Here is a 19,947-nt window from a genome sequence, read left to right on the forward strand (position 1 = left end):
TCCTCACAAATAAAAAAGGGATCTCTATTGAGATCCCTAGTATCTTGTCTCAATCGCGTTTAATACAACTGAATCATACTGACTTGGGTATATTTAATTAAAATTTATAAGCAAAGCCTAATAAATAATTAGCCCCATAGCTTTGATAATCACGTACCGTTGCTTTATTGCCGTCATGATAAGTTACAAACGGCTCATCAGTTAAGTTTTGTGCTTGTAGCGATACAGTAAGACCTTGTAATGCTTCAATGCTAGACTCAGAGAAATCGTAACCAATTTGGGCATCCCAGATAGTCTCTTCTGCAACAACGACCGTTGTTCTTGCTAATGATAGACCATTTACTTCACCTAAGAAGTCAGAGCGGTAACGCATACTCACACGTGCTTGAAAACCGTAGTTTTCATAATAAAGTGTCCAGTTATAAACTTTATCTGATAGACCTGGAATTTCTTCTTTCTCACCATTGAGGTTATCAAGCGAAGAATCTAAAAAGGTAGCGCTAATAACTGTACCAAAGCCTTCAAGGCTATCGCTGAGTATATTACCTGGTAATGTCGCTGTTAACTCAAGGCCTGATACTTTTGCATCGCCTACGTTATCCCATGCGCTCACTAGACCTTGGTTAGTGATCGGCACTTCACCATTAGGTGTATCAACATCAGCAAAATCACCCACTATTTGCGTGTTGAACTGCCAATCTTCTATGTCTTTATGAAATAAAGCAGCTGCAAAATAACCTTCCGCACTAAAGTAATACTCATACGATAAGTCGATTTGATTAGCAATAACAGGACGCAAACTTGGGTTACCGCCACTTGCACTCCACGGTGAATTTTCTAGATTAGTCGGTGGTGTTGTAACGTTGTTTTTTGCCGCATCAAAGCTGTAGCTGTTACTTGCATTCATACGATCCATACGTGAACGCGACATTGTACGAGCTAAACCAAAGCGTAGCATTTGATCTTCAGTCAACGATAAGTTCAAGTTCAAGCTTGGTAAAAATTCGGTATACTTGTCGCCTGCTCTATTTGATTGTACACGGACAAGCCCTGTATCCGGATCTGAATCAACCGCATAACCGTCAGAGCTTTGATCTGTATTTACAATTTGCAAGCCCACGTTGCCGCGTGCAGGTAAACCAAACAATTCAGTATCTAAATCAGCTTTAACATAGGCAGTTAAAATATCCTCTTGTACAGTCCAAATATTTGCCCAACGGCCTGTATCAGTATCAGCTTGATTAAATGAATCGTACGCGCCGCTGTTGTATAGGGCTAACGAATCATACGCAATCATGTCACCCATACCAATAAAATCAAGTGATACTGAGCCTAGGTAGTATTCATCTGGGATACGCACCATTTCAGGATACTGCTTGAGGCGCAGGTACTCACCGGTATCTTGTTTATCTTTTTCACGGCTGCTGTAGTTAACACCAAATTCAACTTGGCTTATCGGGCTGTTTTCAATGTAAGTTTTTGCACTTAACTTTAATGATGCTAATTCATCTTCAACATGTGGTCTATTTAAAAAGCCATCTTGACCATCGCCACCAACAACACTATTTCCCCAAGTACGTGCTGCGCCCAGTTGAAATAAATCACGGTCTGAATAATCAAGTGTAGGGGTAAAAATGGCGCCAGCCATACCACTGTCAAGGCTGTATTGTAGGTTATCACCAAGGCCTTCGTTGTCACCACGTCCTGTCGCTGCATAGCTTTCAAGACCCCAGACATCACGTTCAACCTTTGAATAACTCACATCAGCAGCCACTTGCCAGCTGTCATTTATATCGTATTCAACGTTAAAACCAAGCGCGAGTAAATCAGCAGTCCTAAAGTTTACGTCATTACGAACTAAGGTTTTAATATTATTAACTTGGCCTTGAGTAACAACGCCACCATTGGTAGCTAACGATTCATAATTTGTATCTGCACGACCTGAATTTAATGGCAGCTCTATGCCTCGTAATATTTGCTTATCTTCAAAATCAACATACATCGCATCGGCGGTAATATGCAGTTTATCTGATGGTGCAAACTCAAGCACACCTAAAAAGCTATCTCTTGTTAGCTCTGATGAACGTGCATAAGGCTTAGCGCCCGTCAAACGTAAATCGCCATCAGCACCACTTGGATCATAACCCCATGCATTCCAGCGTTGTTCTTGATTTGGTGATTCCATGTGGGCATAAGCAAATGCAACACCAATGGTATCGTCAGCAAATTGATCTACATAACCAAACGAACCACGATAACCTTTATTATCCATTTCTGGATTAACTGCATCCATTTCGTTTTGTTCAAAACGCACATTTGCAGTAATTGATTGTTCACCGGCTGATAGAGGACGCGTAGAGCGTAAATCAACGGTACCGCCAATCCCTTGGGTCGTTAAAGATGCGTCTGGCGTTTTGTATACAACAACTTCGCTGATCACTTCTGACGGGTATAAGTCGTATTCAACACCACGGTTATCACCAATCGATACTTGCTCACGACCATTAAATGTTGTGGTACTAAAGTCTTCGCCCATACCACGAATAGTAATTGAACTTGCACGGCCATCTAATCGTTGCGCGGCAAGACCAGGTAGACGCGCAATTGATTCTGCAATAGACGAATCTGGTAACTTACCAATATCTTCTGCTGAGATTGCCTCTACTACTGAGCTGCTGAAACGTTTAGTGTCGATAGCTTGAATTAAACTACGACGAAAACCTTTCACTTCAATGACTTCTAAATCTTCATTCGCAGTTGTTTGTTGCTCAGCTGCAAAACCTGACATGCTAGTTAAGCCTGCGGTTGCAAGTGCAATTGTTAATATACTTGGTTTGAACATAGACATGATGTGTTTCCCGTTACCCAATTTTATATTACTAACTTTTAGCGAGTTGCTTGTGATAGAAGCAAACCATTTGTTAGCTATTTTGTTGTCAGGATGAATATTAACGCCCGCCTTATTTTTTTAACAACTTTATGCATACGTATTCAGGCTAGTACAAAACCAACAAAGTTAACAAAAAATTCACACAAATAATGGCAACACCTTGTTTTTATAGGTATAAAGAGGGGATAATTGATCATTCTATTTTATAAAAGAAATATGTACTGCTTCGAGCTCCTTCAGCGCGGCGATTTACAGTTTAATACCTTAATTATTAGTGCATTCACACTTTGCATTCGAGTCCCGATCGCCCCCCTCACAAAATGCCAATTGGTAAGACCATTAATGGCGCTGCACCATAACGCTACAGAACCCATATAATATGCACCAAGTTGGATTTGCTACTTTGTTAATGATACGAAAACGAGAATTGGTAAACATCTATTTGCCGCTCACATACCTTTGTTAATAGGTTTTTCAGAAGCTGTTTTCCTTATCAAAGCGATCTATTTAGCATGCATACGTATGCATCCTTTTTACAGTATCAAGCCCTTCACGTATGCTTTTTAAAAAATAACGTAGTTTGCTTTAATTGAACTGCTAACAAGATTACGAACACACCATTTCTAAACAGTAATAATTGCTAGGGTAAAATGGGGAGTGTTGTCACGATGGAGAAAAAAATGGCTCAACAGCAGTGGTATAAGGGTGCCGTGATTTATCAGGTTTATCCGCGCAGTTTTCAAGATACCAACGGTGACGGCATTGGTGATTTAAAAGGGATCATCAGCCGGATAGACTATATTAAAAGTCTGGGTGTTGATGCTATTTGGATCTCACCATTTTTTAAATCACCAATGAAAGACTTTGGCTATGATATCAGCGATTATCGTGACGTAGACCCTCTTTTTGGCGATCTTAATGACTTTGACGAGCTCATTGCACAAGCTCATCAACGTGATATTAAAATTATTATTGATCAAGTATTGAGCCACACATCAGACCAACATCAATGGTTTTTAGATAGCCGAGAAGACAAAACTAACGCCAGATCAGATTGGTATGTATGGGCTGATGCAAAACCAGATGGCACCCAGCCAAACAACTGGCTTTCTATTTTTGGTGGCCCTGCTTGGCAATGGGAGCCGCGTCGTGGCCAGTATTATTTACACAACTTTTTTACTGAACAACCGGATCTTAATTTTCATAATCCAGATGTCCGTCAAGCAGTATTAGACAATGTTGAGTTTTGGCTTAAAAAAGGGGTAGATGGTTTTCGCCTAGATGCAATTAACTTTTGTTATCACGATGCACAGCTACGTGATAACCCAGCCAAACCACCAGAAAAACGCCAAGGCCGTGGTTTTAGCGAAGATAATCCATATGCATTTCAGTATCATCATTATAATAATACCCAACCTGAAAATATCAGCTTTATGCAAGATATTCGTACCCTGTTAGACAAATATCCTGGTACCGTGTCTTTGGGTGAAATATCATCCGAGGATTCACTTGCTACTATGGCTGAATACACCGCTGGTGGCGATAAATTGCATATGGGTTACAGTTTTGAGCTACTAACCAATGATTATAGCAGTGATTATATTCGTACAACAGTTAAAACATTGGAAGAACGAATGACAGAAGGCTGGCCATGCTGGGCCTTTAGTAACCATGATGTAGAACGTGTTGCTAGTCGTTGGAGTAACAATGGTGAAGTAAACTCAGAGCAGTGTAAAATGCTTACCGCCCTACTCGCTTCATTGCGCGGTAGTGTATGTATGTACCAAGGTGAAGAGCTAGGTCTTGGCGAAGCAAGTGTGGCGTTTGAAGACTTACAAGACCCATATGGGATAACTTTTTGGCCAAACTTTAAAGGCCGAGATGGCTGTCGTACGCCTATGCCATGGCACAATGATGACGGTGAACAGGCCGGATTTTCTGCAACGAAACCTTGGTTACCTGTTGACGAAAACCACAAACGCCAGACTGTAAGCAAACAAGATAGCGATAGTGATTCTATTCTAAATGCGTTCCGCCATTTTATAACATGGCGTAAGCAACAAGCTATCTTACTCGAAGGCGATATTGAATTTATTAATACCCCTGAGCCATTGTTAGCTTTTTACCGTCGTTTTGCAGGCCAGACTATGTTGTGCGTATTTAACCTAGCGCAAGAGCCTGCAAGCCTCAACATTGAACACACTGATATTGTGCCACATACAGAACTGAATCATCACAATGGCAGCTTAGATAAACAAACCCTTACCCTACCTGGTTTTGGTTGCTTTTACGCAGCCATTAGTTAATATTTTTTAGTAATATAAAAGGGATTTGCAAGATTGTAATTTCCTTTTCAAAAAAGAGTAATCGGTCATAATCTATATTGTGGCCGATTTTTTTTGGTTCTTTATACGACTATAAACAAGATTCGCTTAACAATAATACAATTCATACAAAATGAGCCGCTCGAAATCAATTTATCTTAACCATTTTTTTACTTTCAAATGCTTAGTTTTTTTATGAATGACTAGTGAAGGATTTACAAATTGGACCTCTACAACTTGCCGAATAACTAACCTATTTCCCCTCGAGTAATATGGTGATTTTAGAGTATGTGCCAGATTAATAAAGCTAAATTACCACTCATCAAAATAATAATTAGCCCAAGTGGTTATAGAACACTCCCACTTACGAAGAAATAGGATGACAAGCATTACGTCGCTTATTTTCCATCAAAGGTAGGGGATTTAATATCAAAAAACCAGTCAGTATTAACTGACTGGTTTTGTTATTACATTGAGTTTAAAATGCTAATTACATTAAAACTTTTGCGTAAAACTTACATAGAAAAAGCGGCCAGGTGTTCTGTATGCTGGATCGTATGTATTAGCAAAAGCAGAGTATGCTTTTGGTGGCTCTTTATCTAACAAATTACGAATACCTACAGAAATCGTACTATTGTAAGGTGTATACCAGCTACCTTGTGCATCTAAATACACAGTTGGGCTTAGCTTATTTTCAGGTAAAGGTTGATTCTCAGTCACTTCAACATTGGTAGTACCAGGAATTAAACGGTAAGTATTGCCTTTATTATCAGGGTCTGAGCATAGGTTTTTCAGTTCCGGTTGTCCCAAACCATCTGCGGCCGTTATTATCCCTGTACAATCCTCAACTAATTTTGAAAAGTATTGCGCAGTTAAAGAAGCAGCAAAGTCATCATTATTCCAAGATAATGTTAGGTTTGATTTGATTCTGTGATTTGAACCACCACCAGATGCTCCCTTAGTTAAACGTCCAGCAGTATTACCTGATGAAATAGCGATATCAGGAGTTAGGTCACCTTCATTTAATTTACCAATATCACCATCATAAATAACATATGCGGTATCTGAGTTAATTCGCCAGTTACCCATGTCATTTGAAAAACGATAATCAATATTAAAATCTAACCCTTCACGCTCATTCCCGCCTAAGAAATTCATAGTCGTGCTAACAAGACGGCTAATTTCACCTATATTACCATTTAATGTGCCTGTAAAGTCTCGAGTAATCAGCTCACAATCCAAGCCTTGTTCATAACAACGGCTTGCGATAGAGCCTGCACTTCGTGACCCAATAAAGTTTTCAATCTCAATACGATACCAGTCAACACTCACACCTAAACCGTCAATAAACTCTGGGCTATATACAAAACCCAATGTATATGATTTAGACGTCTCAGGCTCTACATCTGGATTACCACCAACAACCGCTTCAAATTGTGGTGCTGCTTGAATGAACGTTGGAGAAACACCTTCTGCTGCGCAACGTTCACGAACTGATGCTATTGTTTTGTATTCATTAGAGTCAGTACTACAAGGATCAGTTCCAGGTGGACGACTATCACTTTGGCCTTGATATAAATCACTTAATGATGGTGCTCTAAACCCTTCACTCACACTTGAACGAATAAGTAATTCAGATGTTGGACGATATGTTAATTTAGCACTCGAGTTTGTCGTTGATCCGAAAGTAGAGTAATCAGAATAACGAGTGGCAAGACCAAGCTCTAAAGATTCAACAAATGGCATATCAGCTAAGATAGGAATATTGACTTCTGAATAGTACTCTTTTAGATTGAAACCACCTTTAGTTGGCGTTGCCGCATTATCACCTAATACTTGACCTAATACCGTTAGAGGTTCTGGTGAATCATAGCCTGATTCACGACGGATCTCAGTACCAACAACGAAGCCAACTGGACCTGCTGGTAATTCAAAAAGTTCAGTACCAATATTAGCAGTGTAGTCCCACATTTTAGTATATGTTATATCTCTTGGTGAAACTGTTAGATAATCAAGCATTTCAGGAGTTACACCGTCTGGACCACCAAATATATTGAACGGCACACAACCTGTGATTATATTATCAGCCGTACCACAACGAGCTTCACCATCAGAGTTAATAAATGACTTTCCTAACGACTCGTCTACTCGCCCAGAGTGGAAGAAGCCATTTTTAAGTTGAATCACATTATTATCAGCATACGTCGCTGAAGCATCCCAAGTAAAAAAGCGATCCAGTGCACTAAATTCACCTTGTAAAGCAGTGTTAAAACGCCAAGTAGTAGCTGTTGTAGAATATGAGCGAGGTGAAACGATAGGCCTAAAAGCCGCACCATTAATATCTTGGCCAAATGGATTGTAAACACTGTCTTTTGAGACTGACATGCCGCCTAATGGTTGAGCTGCTAGTTGCGCAGTTGAACTACGCTCATTATACATAGCTGAAAGTGTCCAAAGTACATCATCAAGTACCTCGTATGACGCCTGCCCATAAAGCGAAATGGTTTCTTGAGGCTGTTGAATATAATTCACCGGTGCAAAGTTATATCCATCAGTATTTCGATCGTATAACTTGAAATCTGCTAACTGACCTGTACACGTTTTATTTGGTGCACAACCTTGAGCGTCTTTATTAAGAGTGTACCGTTCTGCAACACCATCACCATCTAAATCAACAGGAAATCCGCCAAATGGAGTTGTTGGACTAGCACGACCACCAGAGCCTGAAATATTCGCTGGTAATCCATAAATAGGAACTGAGGAAATCTCACGATCACCACCCATAATAGCTTCTTGTTTAGTATAACTTACGTTTAGTAAAGCACTGCCTTTATTAGTTGTACTACCAAAGGTTGCAGAATAACTTTCGCGTCGGCCATCACCCTCAGATGTTTCACCTATATAAGCTTTTACTTCAGCGCCATCATAATCGTTACGAGTAATAACGTTTACAACACCACAAATCGCATCTGTACCATATACTGATGAGGCACCATCTTTTAATATATCGATAGTTTTAACAGCAGCAAGTGGAATAGTAGATACGTCTACACCGCCACCTAACTCACTAACCCAGCGACGACCATTAACTAAGACTAAAGTACGTGATGAACCGCAGTTACGTAAATTAACTGTTGAAGTTCCTGAAGTATTACCATTGTTTGTTTGTAGCCCTAATGAAGCTCCATTAGTAGAAATTTCTTTTAATACATCATTTAACCCACTTAAGCCTGAACGGTCAATATCAGCAGACGTAATTGTAAGAATTGGTTGTGAAGTCTCCATATCCGTACGTTTAATGCGCGACCCTGTTACTTCAATCCTTTCAACTTTCTCGACACCTTCATCAGCTGCAATAGAGCTTGCAGAAAACGCAGCTGTTGATGTTGCACCAAAAGCGATCGCTAAGCGAACAGCCTTTGAAACTTTATTATTTAACATTTGATTCTCCCTGGTCATATTTATATATGATTTTATTAGTTTTAATTACTCACAAAAGAGTACGAAAGTACCTTTAAAAGACACTAGTACCCAATCTAGCGATTGTGATATTAATATCACAGACAGCTAAAGGTCAACACTTATTTAACTTTAAAATCAGCGAATTTACAGTTTTGGAACAAAGAAAACAATTTCAACCATTTGTTTATATTGAGAATGTACTTTAAAATTTCGCAAGACTGATGCTTGTTTGTGATAATAAATTAACTAAATAAACCTAATAACTCTAAGAAAGCAATTTAGGCTCAGATAATATGACTGGAAAAAGTGATTAGAACACTCTGTTTGTTCCCCAAATTTGAGGATATATGTTATATACAATGTTGACTAAAATGAGCATCGCTAACACTTTGATTCAACTGTCTTTAATTACATTCTTAAATTAAAAAATTCAATGCAATGAAAAATATTTTCTTTAAAATACTCCCGCGCCCCTAATCTATCTTTTATCTACTTCTATTTTGATTTTTACAATTCAAACACTGGAAATAGATGTCAACTTAGGAAGAAAAAATTACATCAAGATACCTCAAAACCCAACCTATCAACCTCACTTTAAATATAATTAACATAAATAAAAGCTGAGTATAAAACACAAAAAAATGAGTCAAAAAATAATGATTTTTTACAATATTTCAACACTCCCATCTAATTTAGTCTAAATATAGAATAACTTGCTATTTATTTACTTTGTTTTAAAATAAAAATAACAACTTGTAAACTAAAAATTAAAAAGCAACAATATTAACCATGAATTTTTTGTGAATGAAATCATAAAGTAAAAAAAGGAAAACTTATGCTCAAATATATAGTACTCATAGCTGGCATTTATAACTCAATATCAGCAGTATCAGCTGCTCAAGACTTTTATCAACTTCCAGATGAATTTTCTGATTTTAGCTTAAATAGAGACATAACAGTCTCATATGACGATTTAGATGCCCTTCTTGAATTAACTGTCATTGACCTTGGCAAGTCTGATAGATCAAAACGAAATTCACAATCTTCGATAGGCACAAGGATGAAAGCACACAAGAATAACGATACAGCCTTAGAGGCTAATCGCTTTTACTTTGAAGAGGTTACGAAGTCTTCATTAAAAGATGGATTTCATAAAATTCGTGTTAGCTTAGAAAGCTTACCTGATGAAATTTCTCTCAATGAACTAAGTTTGGATGAGCAATTAGCCTATTGGCTAAACCTATACAATACTGCGATGCTTGAGAAACTCATTTCTCACTACCCTGTTAGAAACACCGAAGATCTTTTGTTCGGTGATAAATCTATTTTAGAGGAAGAGTTTATTACTGTCGCAGGGCATCAATTATCATTAAATGATATACAACAGAATATTGTTTTTAAGAAATTCGGTAAAAAGAAAGTTATCGTAATGTATGGTTTTTATCAAGGTAATATCGGTAGCCCTAATATTCGCTCAGAAGCATATAAAGGGAGCAAAGTTTATCATCAGTTAGCAGAAAATGGTGAAGAGTTTGTGAATTCTAACCGTGGTGTAATGATAAAAAATAAAGATCGTGTCTATGTTTCGAAATATTTTGATCAAACGAAAGGATTGTTTGATGATTTTGAAAAAGATTTACGCGCACATCTAATTGATTATGCAGAGTCGCCGATAAATTCAGACATTAAATATGCAAAACGTTTTAATGTTGATATAGAAAATTGGAACATTACGGACTTATATGGTTCAGAACGTGTATTTGGTGCAGGTACTGCTACAAATCCCGCAGCTATGCTTAATGCGGTTGTAGATAATTCAGCGTCACCGGTACAAAGAGGCGAGGGAGCTGACTCTGGTATAGGCGCAACAAATTTAGGTTTTTTATCAGACTCCATAACAGCTCATACAACTGACTATGGTCGCTTTTCACCAGAGGTACTTCAGAAGATTAAAAGCCTTAATTTGAAGAAAAAGGATAATAGTGGCTCAGTCAAAATTAAAGATTTAGAAGATAAAAAGCAATAGAACTTCACATTTTCGTACACCCTGTTACCATAAACTAAAAACAGGGTGTCGATGTGATTAACTACCTTCAACAAGCCTTCAGTGCTTTCAATAATAAGCAGTATTTACAAGTAATAGAAATTCTTAATTCTAATAAAACAAACTCAGCGGACTGGTATATGTTATATACCCTTACCCTAGCCGCACTCAATAACTATAATGAAGCTGAGCTTTGCTATAACAAAGCTTTAACATTACACCCTCTTAATCATGCTCTTATTGATAACTATACAAATTTACTATGTAAGCTTGGTAAGTACCTAGAGTGTATGAACTGGTGTGAAAATTCAACAGAAGCATTAAAAACACAAAAGGCATATTTTAATTACATTGAGAGCTTGATCCAAACAGAACATTTAATACAAGCAAAACACCATCTAAATAAGATTAGCTACAACGATGAGCTACTTACTCGCTTTCACTGGTTACAAATAGCATTGTATGAAGCGCTTGGTGATCTAGAAAAAATTGAACTTCAATTTCAACAGTTACCCGAAGCTATATTTGAACAGTTTCACTTTAAATATAAGCGCGCATGCAATTTTCGTAATTTAGGCCAATTTCAAGAGGCCTTAGCCTTATTTTTATCTCTCGATAAAATCCACTCAAGCGCCGAGCTTAACTATGTAATTGGCTGTACTTACTATGATCTAAAAAAATTAGACTATGCGGAAATACACTTAAAACAATGCTTAGCACAAGCTCCAAACTATATACCAGCTCATGAGAGTCTAAATAAACTCTATTGGGAAAAATCAGCTAAATCGTCACTAATGAGTTCTTATCAAACAACTCTCAAAAAATTCCCTGCAAATCCAGTATTAATTCACTCCCAAATTGGGCAATTATTGCAAATTAATGATCTTGAAAGTGCCATGAAAATATCAATTCAGGCAGTCAATCTATTTAAAGACAATTTAGATTTAAAGCATGCTTATAGCATTGTACTGGATAAGTTCGGTGAACATGAGCAGGCTTTCAATATATTATATACGCTTGTCCAGCAGGCTCCAGAAAATGCACGATATGCAGTAGACCTTAGCAATTTTTACATTCAAAATCATGAATATAAACTTGCTGTAAAACACCTAGAAGAAGCGATAAAGTTTAATCCTTATAATCAAGAGTTGTGGGCTTACTTAAGCACGGCATGGCGCTTATTAAATGATGAAAAGTATTTTTGGCTCACCAATTATCAGCAATTTGTAAGAGTAATGGAACTACCGCCCCCGAAAGGTTACAAGTCAATTGAAAACTTTAATGACGATTTAAAGTCTTTATTGCTCAATCTGCATACAAACGATAAACAGCCTTTAGATCAAAGTGTTCGCAGTGGTAGTCAAACTACTGGGCATCTGCTCTACCGCTCTAATGAGTTGTTAAATTTATTCAAAAAATCTATGACGTCATGTATCAACAATTACTTAATGGCGTTACCAAAAGATCCTACTCATCCATTACTTGTTCGAAATCAACACCGCTTTACAACTAAAGGAAGCTGGTCTGTAAAGCTTGATCATGGTGGTTACCATGCGAATCATATTCATCCTCATGGTTGGTTATCCGCACCAAGTTATATTTCGATACCTGATGAAATGAATAACAGTGATATTACTAAAAGTGGTTGGTTAAAACTTGGAGAAACAAGTTTAGAATTAGGTCAGAGAGAAGCAATAGCCATGGAAGTTTGCCCTGAACCCGGTCAGATCATCATTTTTCCTAGCTATATATGGCATGGCACTCACAAGCTTATAAGTAACCAACCCCGCTTAACTATACCTTGCGATATTATGCCTCTAAGATAAAGAGGCATAACCAATATTAATAGTTTAATTAAGCGCGTATGTACTACTATAAACACGTGTAATTAAATCAACAGTTAAGCATAAAAACCAGCTTTAGCTTTTGAGTAAATCTTTATATTCTCCATTTTCTATACATTCCACAATAAATGGCAAATAATTTAAGTAACGTCCTGATGAGGTATTATATAATGGCTTGCGTACTTGCCATACACTCGCTGTACTGACGTAATTTTTTTGTTGGTGAAAAGTATCTGCTTCCCCCTGATAAGCTAAACCTAAAAAGTTAAATAAAGTTTGCAGTGTTGCTGTTGGAGAAACAACTAATTGGTCATACTCGAGCGTAAAGATATCTTTATCAAAATATCTTTGCCAATGCTTTTTTATAATTTGCTGATGCTCGTAATGATGAATAGTATCATTTAGGTCTGTCGCATAATTCAAATTAGGTCCTAAATGCTGAAAATATGCAGATAAGCTGTTATCTCTTATATCTCGTTCTGTCCAAATGATTTTTGCATTCGGATATAAACTTTTAATAACATCAATATAAAGGTAATTTTCAGGCCGCTTATCTGTAACTAAACTTGTATTTTTAGCACGTAAGGCTAATTCACTGTGATAGCCTTTACTAAATTCACATGACTTCACTTTATGTAAAAAATCATTTTTACTACCAACTAAATTAAATAATTGGCTATGTAAATAAGTAATTTCTCCACCAGCGCTAACATCACAACAACTATTTAGTATTTGCTCAATTAATGTAGAGCCTGAACGAAACATGCCACAAATAATAATAGGCGTTAATTGCTCAGAAGCAGGTGCTTGATGCATACAGTGAGAACGGTTTAAAGTATGTTCGGTAACTTGATCAATCGCATTACGATCATATTTAGGCAGATATTTTTGGTTAAAACTATTTGCTTTAGTGTAGTAACCCCATGCTTTTGAGTAATTTTTAATATCATTAAAGACTTTCCCTAACGCATAATGTAAATCAGCGCATAGCACATCATTTGTTTCTTTTTTTAAAAGCTCTAAACTTCGCTGTTCGTATGCTAAGGCCGAAACTTCATCAAATGTATCTAAATCAGCTAATCGGGCAAGTGCTAAACTATGTTTAGGATCAATAGACAATACTGAATAGAATGCAAATTTTGCTTTTTGTTTTGCGCCTTGCTGTTCAAAAATATTCGCTAAATTAAAATGTGCCTGAATATTACTTGGTTCTGCCTCTATAACCTCTTTAAGGCAGTTAACTGCACTTTTATGATCTTGATAAAGCTCTGAATATACAGTTGCAAGCTCGGTTAGAGCGGTATATTTATTTTCTAAACTAGAATTAGTTACGGCGAGTAAGTGTTTTTTTGCCAGCTCTTTATGATTTGCCTTTTTTGCTAAAACTCCAAGTTCTAAACGGGCTCTATCATGATTGGGGAAAAGTGCTAAGTAGCTTTCTAATGCACTTATCGCGAGATTATACTCATTATCTGATAAATAAAGCTGTACAAGTGTATACACGTAATCAAATTTAGATGAGCAACTATTAATAAGCTGTAAGCAATAGTATTTAGCTTGATTAATATTATTTTGCTTCATTGCAATTTTAAATAACAAGGTTAGTGCTTGCTCAGCGACCTTAGCGTCAAGTGTTAATTCAATCAATAAAGACTTACCACTTTCAATATTGCCTGCATTTAAAAACTGTACTGCAACGGCTAATTTTTCTTTTCCTGATACCATTTTCACCTCATAAAAAAAGCGAGCCTAAGCTCGCTTTATTTTACAATATTCTATTGAAATTAGAACTTCAAAGAAACGCTTGCGTGGAAATAACGACCTAATGTGTCGTAGAAACCAGCAACTGCGTTACCATTGGTAGATAGCGTACCACCAACCATTGGCGGCTCTTTATCTAGTACGTTATTCACACCGACTAATAATGAAGTGTAGTCATTGATAGTAAATGAACCTTTAAGATCTAAATAGCTTTGTGAACCGATACCATCCTGTACTAAAGTATCAGTACCTGAGTAATCGCTAACAGCGCCAAAATAACGCCATTTAGCTGTTGCTCTCCAGAAGCTACCTGTGTCATAACTTGCAGTTAATACATGACGCCATACTGGTTGTGGGAAACAGCCATTATCTAATGTATCCACACAATCATACACTTCACTAACACCTGGAATATTATCAAACTCTTTAGTTAGCATGTACGTACCGATAATATTTGTAGATAACGTACCGCCAGCTACATCCATACTGTAGTTTGCACTTAAATCCACACCTTCGTAATGTAAATTACCTAGGTTAGTATTCGTTGCGACAACTTGACCTGAACCAATCCAAAGGCTACCACTACCTGGTGTACGTTGTATGTTATCACAGAATGCCGCGTCACCAGACTTACCACATTGCTCTACGATAATCTCTGGGTCAATACTACCTATTGCATTTTCAAGTTCAATATCCCAGTAATCAATTGAAAAATTGAAATCTTCAAACGGGTTACCAACAACACCTAGTGTAATCGTATCAGCAATCTCAGGCGCTAGATCTGGATTACCACCGAAGAAACCATTATATTGATCTGCAGGACTCTTATTAATGTTACCGTATTGAGCTGCGCTTACACCTGTATTAGCACACTCTGTAGCGCTTAAGCTAGGCGTAGCTGTTGCACATGGATCTTCACCTGGCCATAAACCTGTGCTTTGCTGTGCGAATAACTCACCATTATTTGCCGCACGTACTGCACGGTTATAGCTCGAACGGATTTTCCAATCGCTCGTTACATCCCAGTTTACAGCAGCTTTGTAAGTAGGCTCTGAACCTGAAGTACTATAATCTGACCAACGGTACCCAAGCTCAACTAATAAGCTCTCAACACCTGTAACACCTTCAACAATTGGAAGACTTAACTCACCAAAGAACTCAGTAACATCATATTCACCGTTTAAGCTCTTAGTAGTACCACCTTGACCAAGCAATAAACCTTGCGCATAAACTTCATCAGCAGTACGGCCAAATTTTTCTTCACGGTACTCAGCGCCAAATACAGCAGCTATAGGGTAATCTGAAGAAGGTAGGCCAAAATCAAACTCACCAGTAACGAAACCACTTAAGATAAACTGTTCAGTTACACCGTTAAGTATTGCAGTACCTGTTAGTGCTTTTGCTGATTCAGCTGTCACACCTTGGTATTGGAATACCTCATAAGGAATACAGCCATCAGTTGTTGCACAATCTTCACCATTTGCAGAAAGTGCCGTAGAAATACGTGGGCCGAAGAAATCGTTTTCATATGCTGATGATGATGAAGTAGAACCATACTGAGCAAACGCTTCATATGACCATAAATCGGTAATTTCACCTTTACTACCTAGCACTATACGGAAAGAGCTATGCTCTAGCGTATCAGCACGTGCGCCACCTTCAACGTTACGCTTACCAATATAAGTTGCAAATTGGTCACCAGAAGCTAAACCAAAACGATCTGTAAGCTGTTGACGTTGAGTGTCATTAAGTAAAGGGCTATCAAAGTCAATTAAGTAATTATCGTTAAAGAAAGTACCTGACTCAGCAATTGCAGCTGTTGTGCTATTACGCATGAACATTGCTTCCATAAATGGTTGGAAGTGATCATTAATTTCATAATTAGCAAAAGTACCTAATGTGTAACGCTCACTTGGGCGCATAAAGTGATTGATTGGCGCATAGTTATATAAGTTACCATCACCAGAAACAAAACTGCTATCTTGGCCTAGTGTCCAATATTCATAATCACCGAAGTCAACCACTCCTGTTGCATCTGGTGCCGAAATATAGAAGTTAGGGTTAACAGCATTGCCTGAACCACCACATGACGTACCTGTTGCACTTAGTGCACAAGATGAGTAATCACGTGCACCTTGGCGTAACTCATTTTGACGATTATAAGTAAAGTAGCCAACTGCATGGCCTTTACCACCATCAAATGAACCACCTAAGGTCGCGGCAAAATCGAAAGATGAACCGTCAAAGCCTGTGTTACCACTTTCGTATTCAAAGCCTTTATCATCCATTAAACCTTGGATGTAGTCATTATCGTTATCATGTTGATATGCAGATGTACCTACATTGACTTCAAAGCCTTCAAACTGGTCATTCATTACAAAGTTTACAACACCTGCTACCGCATCGGCACCGTAAGTAGATGAACCACCACCAGTCATAACATCAACACGTTTAATTAGTGCTGCTGGAATTTGGTTGATATCTGCAGATTGTGTGTAAATACCTCCCGCTTGCATACGACGTCCATTAATAAGAACTAGTGTACGCTGTGAGCCCATACCACGTAAGTCAAGTGTTGCTGTACCGGTAGCACCATTAGATTGAAATGCAGTATTAGAAGCTTCTAACTGAGGAAGACTGTTCATCATGTCTTCGATACGTGTAAAACCTGAAACAGCAATTTCTTCTGCTGTTGTTACTTGCACTGGTGTAGCTGTTTCCATATCTGTACGTCTGATACGTGAACCTGTTACTTCAATACGTTCAACTTTTTCAGCACCGGTATCTTCATCTGCAGCAAATGTATTTGCTGAAAATGCAGCTGACGATACTGCACCAAAAGCGATCGCCAAGCGAACGGCCTTTGAAACTTTATTATTTAACATTTGATTCTCCCTGGACCACTATGTTGTGGATTGTTTTTATTTGGATTTTTGTAAACTATCGCAACATTTATGTTGCAACCGCACATTCATATTAAACAAAAAAACCAAAGTTGCCAACAGTTGTTCACATTAATTTAATTTAAATAACAGTTAAATTCTGAATATACTGAAAAGCAGCACGAATGAAGCTTGATTAGCAACAATAATATTAGCGACACTTTTTAGAAACAAATTATTTAAAATACTGGTATTTGGAATTATCTAAAGAAGTTGTAATTGTGCCTTATTGGACGAGTTGAAATCTTTATTCAAGGGAAGAAGGATCATTTGTGCGATTGGTTTGAGTTGTTTTTCGACATAAATTGCATAATCATATTTTTGGCTTGTCTGGCTTTGCTGCACGTTTGCATAGAGCTCTGCACCAACATGGGTATACACATATTCAACAATTTGGCCTTTCTTAATGACAAATTCAGGGTGAGTTGCTTGATATTTTTTGACAGCTTGGACTTGAGGAGGGATATTTTTTTGATAATCAGCCAAGTGTTGGCCGAGTTTTTTTCTGTATACGAGTTTGTCGTCAAATTCCCCAGCATACAAACGGGTAATGTAACTTTCAATAATGGGTGTTAACATTTCAACAGTAAAACTGTCGCTGAATAAAGTTTCAAATAGTTCGGTTTGAAATTCATGCGCTAATTCTGTCCAGTCACTTCGCACGGTTTCCATACCTTTGAAAATTAATTCTTTTTTATCATCTCCTTGTACCTGGCCAACATAACGTTTTTTTGAACCGGTGGTTTTTCCACGGATAGTCGGCATAAAAAATGGGCTATAAAGTGTTTCGAATTCTATTTCTAAATAACTTTGTGTCGCAAAGCGCTGTTTTATTGTTTGCTGCCATTTTTCATTAATAGTATTAGCTAATTGCTTGCCAATTTCTTTGCAGTTATCTGAATCAAGTTCATCTGGTAGGCTCACAAATGTTGAATCGGTATCACCATAAATAACAGTATAACCAAGCTCTTCGATCCACAATCTGCTGGTTTGCATTATTTCATGACCACGCAAAGTAATAGAGCTTGATAAGCGTGGATCGTAAAAACGACACCCCTTTGAGCCTAACACGCCGTATAAACTGTTCATGATGATTTTTATAGCTTGCGACAGCATGGGCTGAGCAGTATTTTTTGCGTGTTGCCGTGATGAGGCTAACTTTTTTATTAAATTAGGAAGGTGATGTTCAGTGCGAGAAAAAAAAGCGTCTTTAAAACCTGCAATCGCGTTATCAGGCTCCTCTAAGCCGCGAATTAACCCAAGCGGATCAATACAAAACGTTTGCATAATTGATGGATACAAGCTTTTAAAATCTAACACGATAACATTTTTATACAGCCCTGGAATTGACTCCATCACAAAACCGCCTGGGCTTTCAAACGATAAGCCATGATCGCCTGTATTCGGTGCGACATAGCCGCTACGATGTAATAACGGTAAATATAAATTAGTAAAAGCTGCCACGGAGCCACCCATTCGCTCGAGTTCAAGTCCCGTTAACTGGCTTCTTACTACAGTAAAATCTAATAAATTTAATTTTTCAAATAATCGGAGAACTAACAGACAATCCTGTCGATTATAGTTAGCTAGCGACAACTTATCTTCGTTAAATTGCCTAATAATCTCAGATAAGCGATTATCAGAGGTTATAGTTTTTTGCTCCCCAAGCTCTTTTGCTGCTACATTCATTAAGCTAAAACTATCATAACGATAAGTAGCATTTTTTAATGTATCAATGCCATCGATTACAACTCGGCCAGGTATGGTTAATCGGGTAAAATGCCCTTTCCTTAACTGCATTTTTCCATTCTGGCGGCCAAGTCTAAGTACGATACCGAGCGCTTCAGCACGGTTATATAAAACCGTAAAATCAAACTCTATTACGTTCCAACCAATAATTACATCAGGATCATTGTTTTGAATCAAATACTGTAACTGTATTAATAAATCAATTTCATCTACACACCAAGTTATTGAGAAAAATGACCCCTTATTAGCTTGAGGCTCACCAATCATTAATACATGGTCTAATCCATTACCAACTAAACCTATTGAAAACAGGACTCCCTCACCATCACACTCTATATCTAAAGATACTGATTTAAAGTTTACTGTCGTAAGAGGATGTGCTTTAAGTTGCGCATTTATTAATGTGCGCTGGTTATTACTATAAGACAACTCTCCTCGTACCCACGCAACTCCTTTGATGAACCGCTCCATCAAAAACCTGTCTATCGGTCGTATATCGTCTTCATAAACAGTCACCCCATTATCTTTGAGTAATTTAGCGGCACGGTAATAACACTTTAAAGCAGTGAAGTAGCAACCAATCATTTGTTGCTGCTGGAAGTTTTTTAACTCCACTTGCTCTAAGCGTCCATCAACTTGTTGGTGATTTAATAATGCTTGTGCACGGTTTTGATCGACTGCTTTTATAAAGAACAATAACGTTTCAGACTGAGTTACTACTTTTAACGGGCCTGTAGGGGTCAGTAGCCAAATAATAAAGTTAATGCCTGTTGCTGTGTCATAAGTTTCTTTTGAAAGTATGAAACCTGAATCCAAATACATTAACTTTACTACCTTAATAAAATAGAATATGAAACAACCGAACTGTAAAACCAATTATACTTTATTGCGTATCTAAGATACTCTAAATAGAAAATCTGAAGAATTGACT

The 19,947-nt window shown here is 37.6% G+C and carries 8 protein-coding genes; 3 read left to right on the forward strand and 5 right to left on the reverse strand.

From position 1 onward, the window contains the following. Window positions 1–97 precede the first annotated feature (97 nt). Window positions 98–2,848, reverse strand: a complete 2,751-nt coding sequence (locus PSR9079_RS18635) for a TonB-dependent receptor (protein ID WP_149982799.1) — start codon at window positions 2,846–2,848, stop codon at window positions 98–100. Between the two features lie 722 nt (window positions 2,849–3,570). On the opposite strand from PSR9079_RS18635, the gene PSR9079_RS18640 reads away from it, so the two are divergent. After that, window positions 3,571–5,196, forward strand: a complete 1,626-nt coding sequence (locus PSR9079_RS18640) for an alpha-glucosidase family protein (RefSeq protein WP_149982800.1) — start codon at window positions 3,571–3,573, stop codon at window positions 5,194–5,196. Window positions 5,197–5,709: 513 nt separating this feature from the next. Here PSR9079_RS18640 and PSR9079_RS18645 read toward each other — a convergent pair. Beyond that, window positions 5,710–8,655 (reverse strand): TonB-dependent receptor plug domain-containing protein, encoded by a 2,946-nt coding sequence (locus tag PSR9079_RS18645; RefSeq protein ID WP_179959221.1) that lies wholly within the window; start codon window positions 8,653–8,655, stop codon window positions 5,710–5,712. Window positions 8,656–9,511: 856 nt separating this feature from the next. Here PSR9079_RS18645 and PSR9079_RS18650 point away from each other — a divergent pair. Both PSR9079_RS18650 and PSR9079_RS18655 read left to right on the forward strand, forming a co-directional pair. Next, entirely contained in the window at window positions 9,512–10,702 is a 1,191-nt protein-coding gene (locus PSR9079_RS18650; RefSeq protein WP_149982802.1) for a DUF547 domain-containing protein, read from the forward strand. Window positions 10,703–11,178: 476 nt separating this feature from the next. Then, the gene (locus PSR9079_RS18655; RefSeq protein WP_179959222.1) at window positions 11,179–12,546 is read left to right on the forward strand and encodes a 2OG-Fe(II) oxygenase family protein; all 1,368 of its coding nucleotides are present in this window, start codon (window positions 11,179–11,181) and stop codon (window positions 12,544–12,546) included. Window positions 12,547–12,639: 93 nt separating this feature from the next. Here the strand turns inward: PSR9079_RS18655 and PSR9079_RS18660 are convergent, their stop codons facing one another. From PSR9079_RS18660 to PSR9079_RS18670, 3 genes are all read right to left on the reverse strand, one after another. After that, entirely contained in the window at window positions 12,640–14,289 is a 1,650-nt protein-coding gene (locus PSR9079_RS18660) for a tetratricopeptide repeat-containing sulfotransferase family protein (RefSeq protein ID WP_149982804.1), read from the reverse strand. Window positions 14,290–14,348: 59 nt separating this feature from the next. Beyond that, a complete protein-coding gene (locus tag PSR9079_RS18665; protein ID WP_149982805.1) occupies window positions 14,349–17,210 on the reverse strand; it encodes a TonB-dependent receptor domain-containing protein in 2,862 nt (953 codons plus the stop codon). Between the two features lie 261 nt (window positions 17,211–17,471). Continuing rightward, the gene (locus tag PSR9079_RS18670) at window positions 17,472–19,838 is read right to left on the reverse strand and encodes a DNA polymerase II (protein ID WP_149982806.1); all 2,367 of its coding nucleotides are present in this window, start codon (window positions 19,836–19,838) and stop codon (window positions 17,472–17,474) included. Between the last annotated feature and the right edge of the window lie 109 nt (window positions 19,839–19,947).

This window comes from Pseudoalteromonas rhizosphaerae (assembly GCF_902498845.1).
GTDB lineage: Bacteria > Pseudomonadota > Gammaproteobacteria > Enterobacterales > Alteromonadaceae > Pseudoalteromonas > Pseudoalteromonas rhizosphaerae.

What these genes read in the sequence shown, in the direction of transcription:
- PSR9079_RS18635 (WP_149982799.1), bottom strand. Translation starts at nt 2,848, where the DNA reads ATGTCTATGTTCAAACCAAGTATATTAACAATTGCACTTGCAACCGCA.
- PSR9079_RS18640 (WP_149982800.1), top strand. Translation starts at nt 3,571, where the DNA reads ATGGCTCAACAGCAGTGGTATAAGGGTGCCGTGATTTATCAGGTTTAT.
- PSR9079_RS18645 (WP_179959221.1), bottom strand. Translation starts at nt 8,655, where the DNA reads ATGTTAAATAATAAAGTTTCAAAGGCTGTTCGCTTAGCGATCGCTTTT.
- PSR9079_RS18650 (WP_149982802.1), top strand. Translation starts at nt 9,512, where the DNA reads ATGCTCAAATATATAGTACTCATAGCTGGCATTTATAACTCAATATCA.
- PSR9079_RS18660 (WP_149982804.1), bottom strand. Translation starts at nt 14,289, where the DNA reads ATGGTATCAGGAAAAGAAAAATTAGCCGTTGCAGTACAGTTTTTAAAT.
- PSR9079_RS18665 (WP_149982805.1), bottom strand. Translation starts at nt 17,210, where the DNA reads ATGTTAAATAATAAAGTTTCAAAGGCCGTTCGCTTGGCGATCGCTTTT.
- PSR9079_RS18670 (WP_149982806.1), bottom strand. Translation starts at nt 19,838, where the DNA reads ATGTATTTGGATTCAGGTTTCATACTTTCAAAAGAAACTTATGACACA.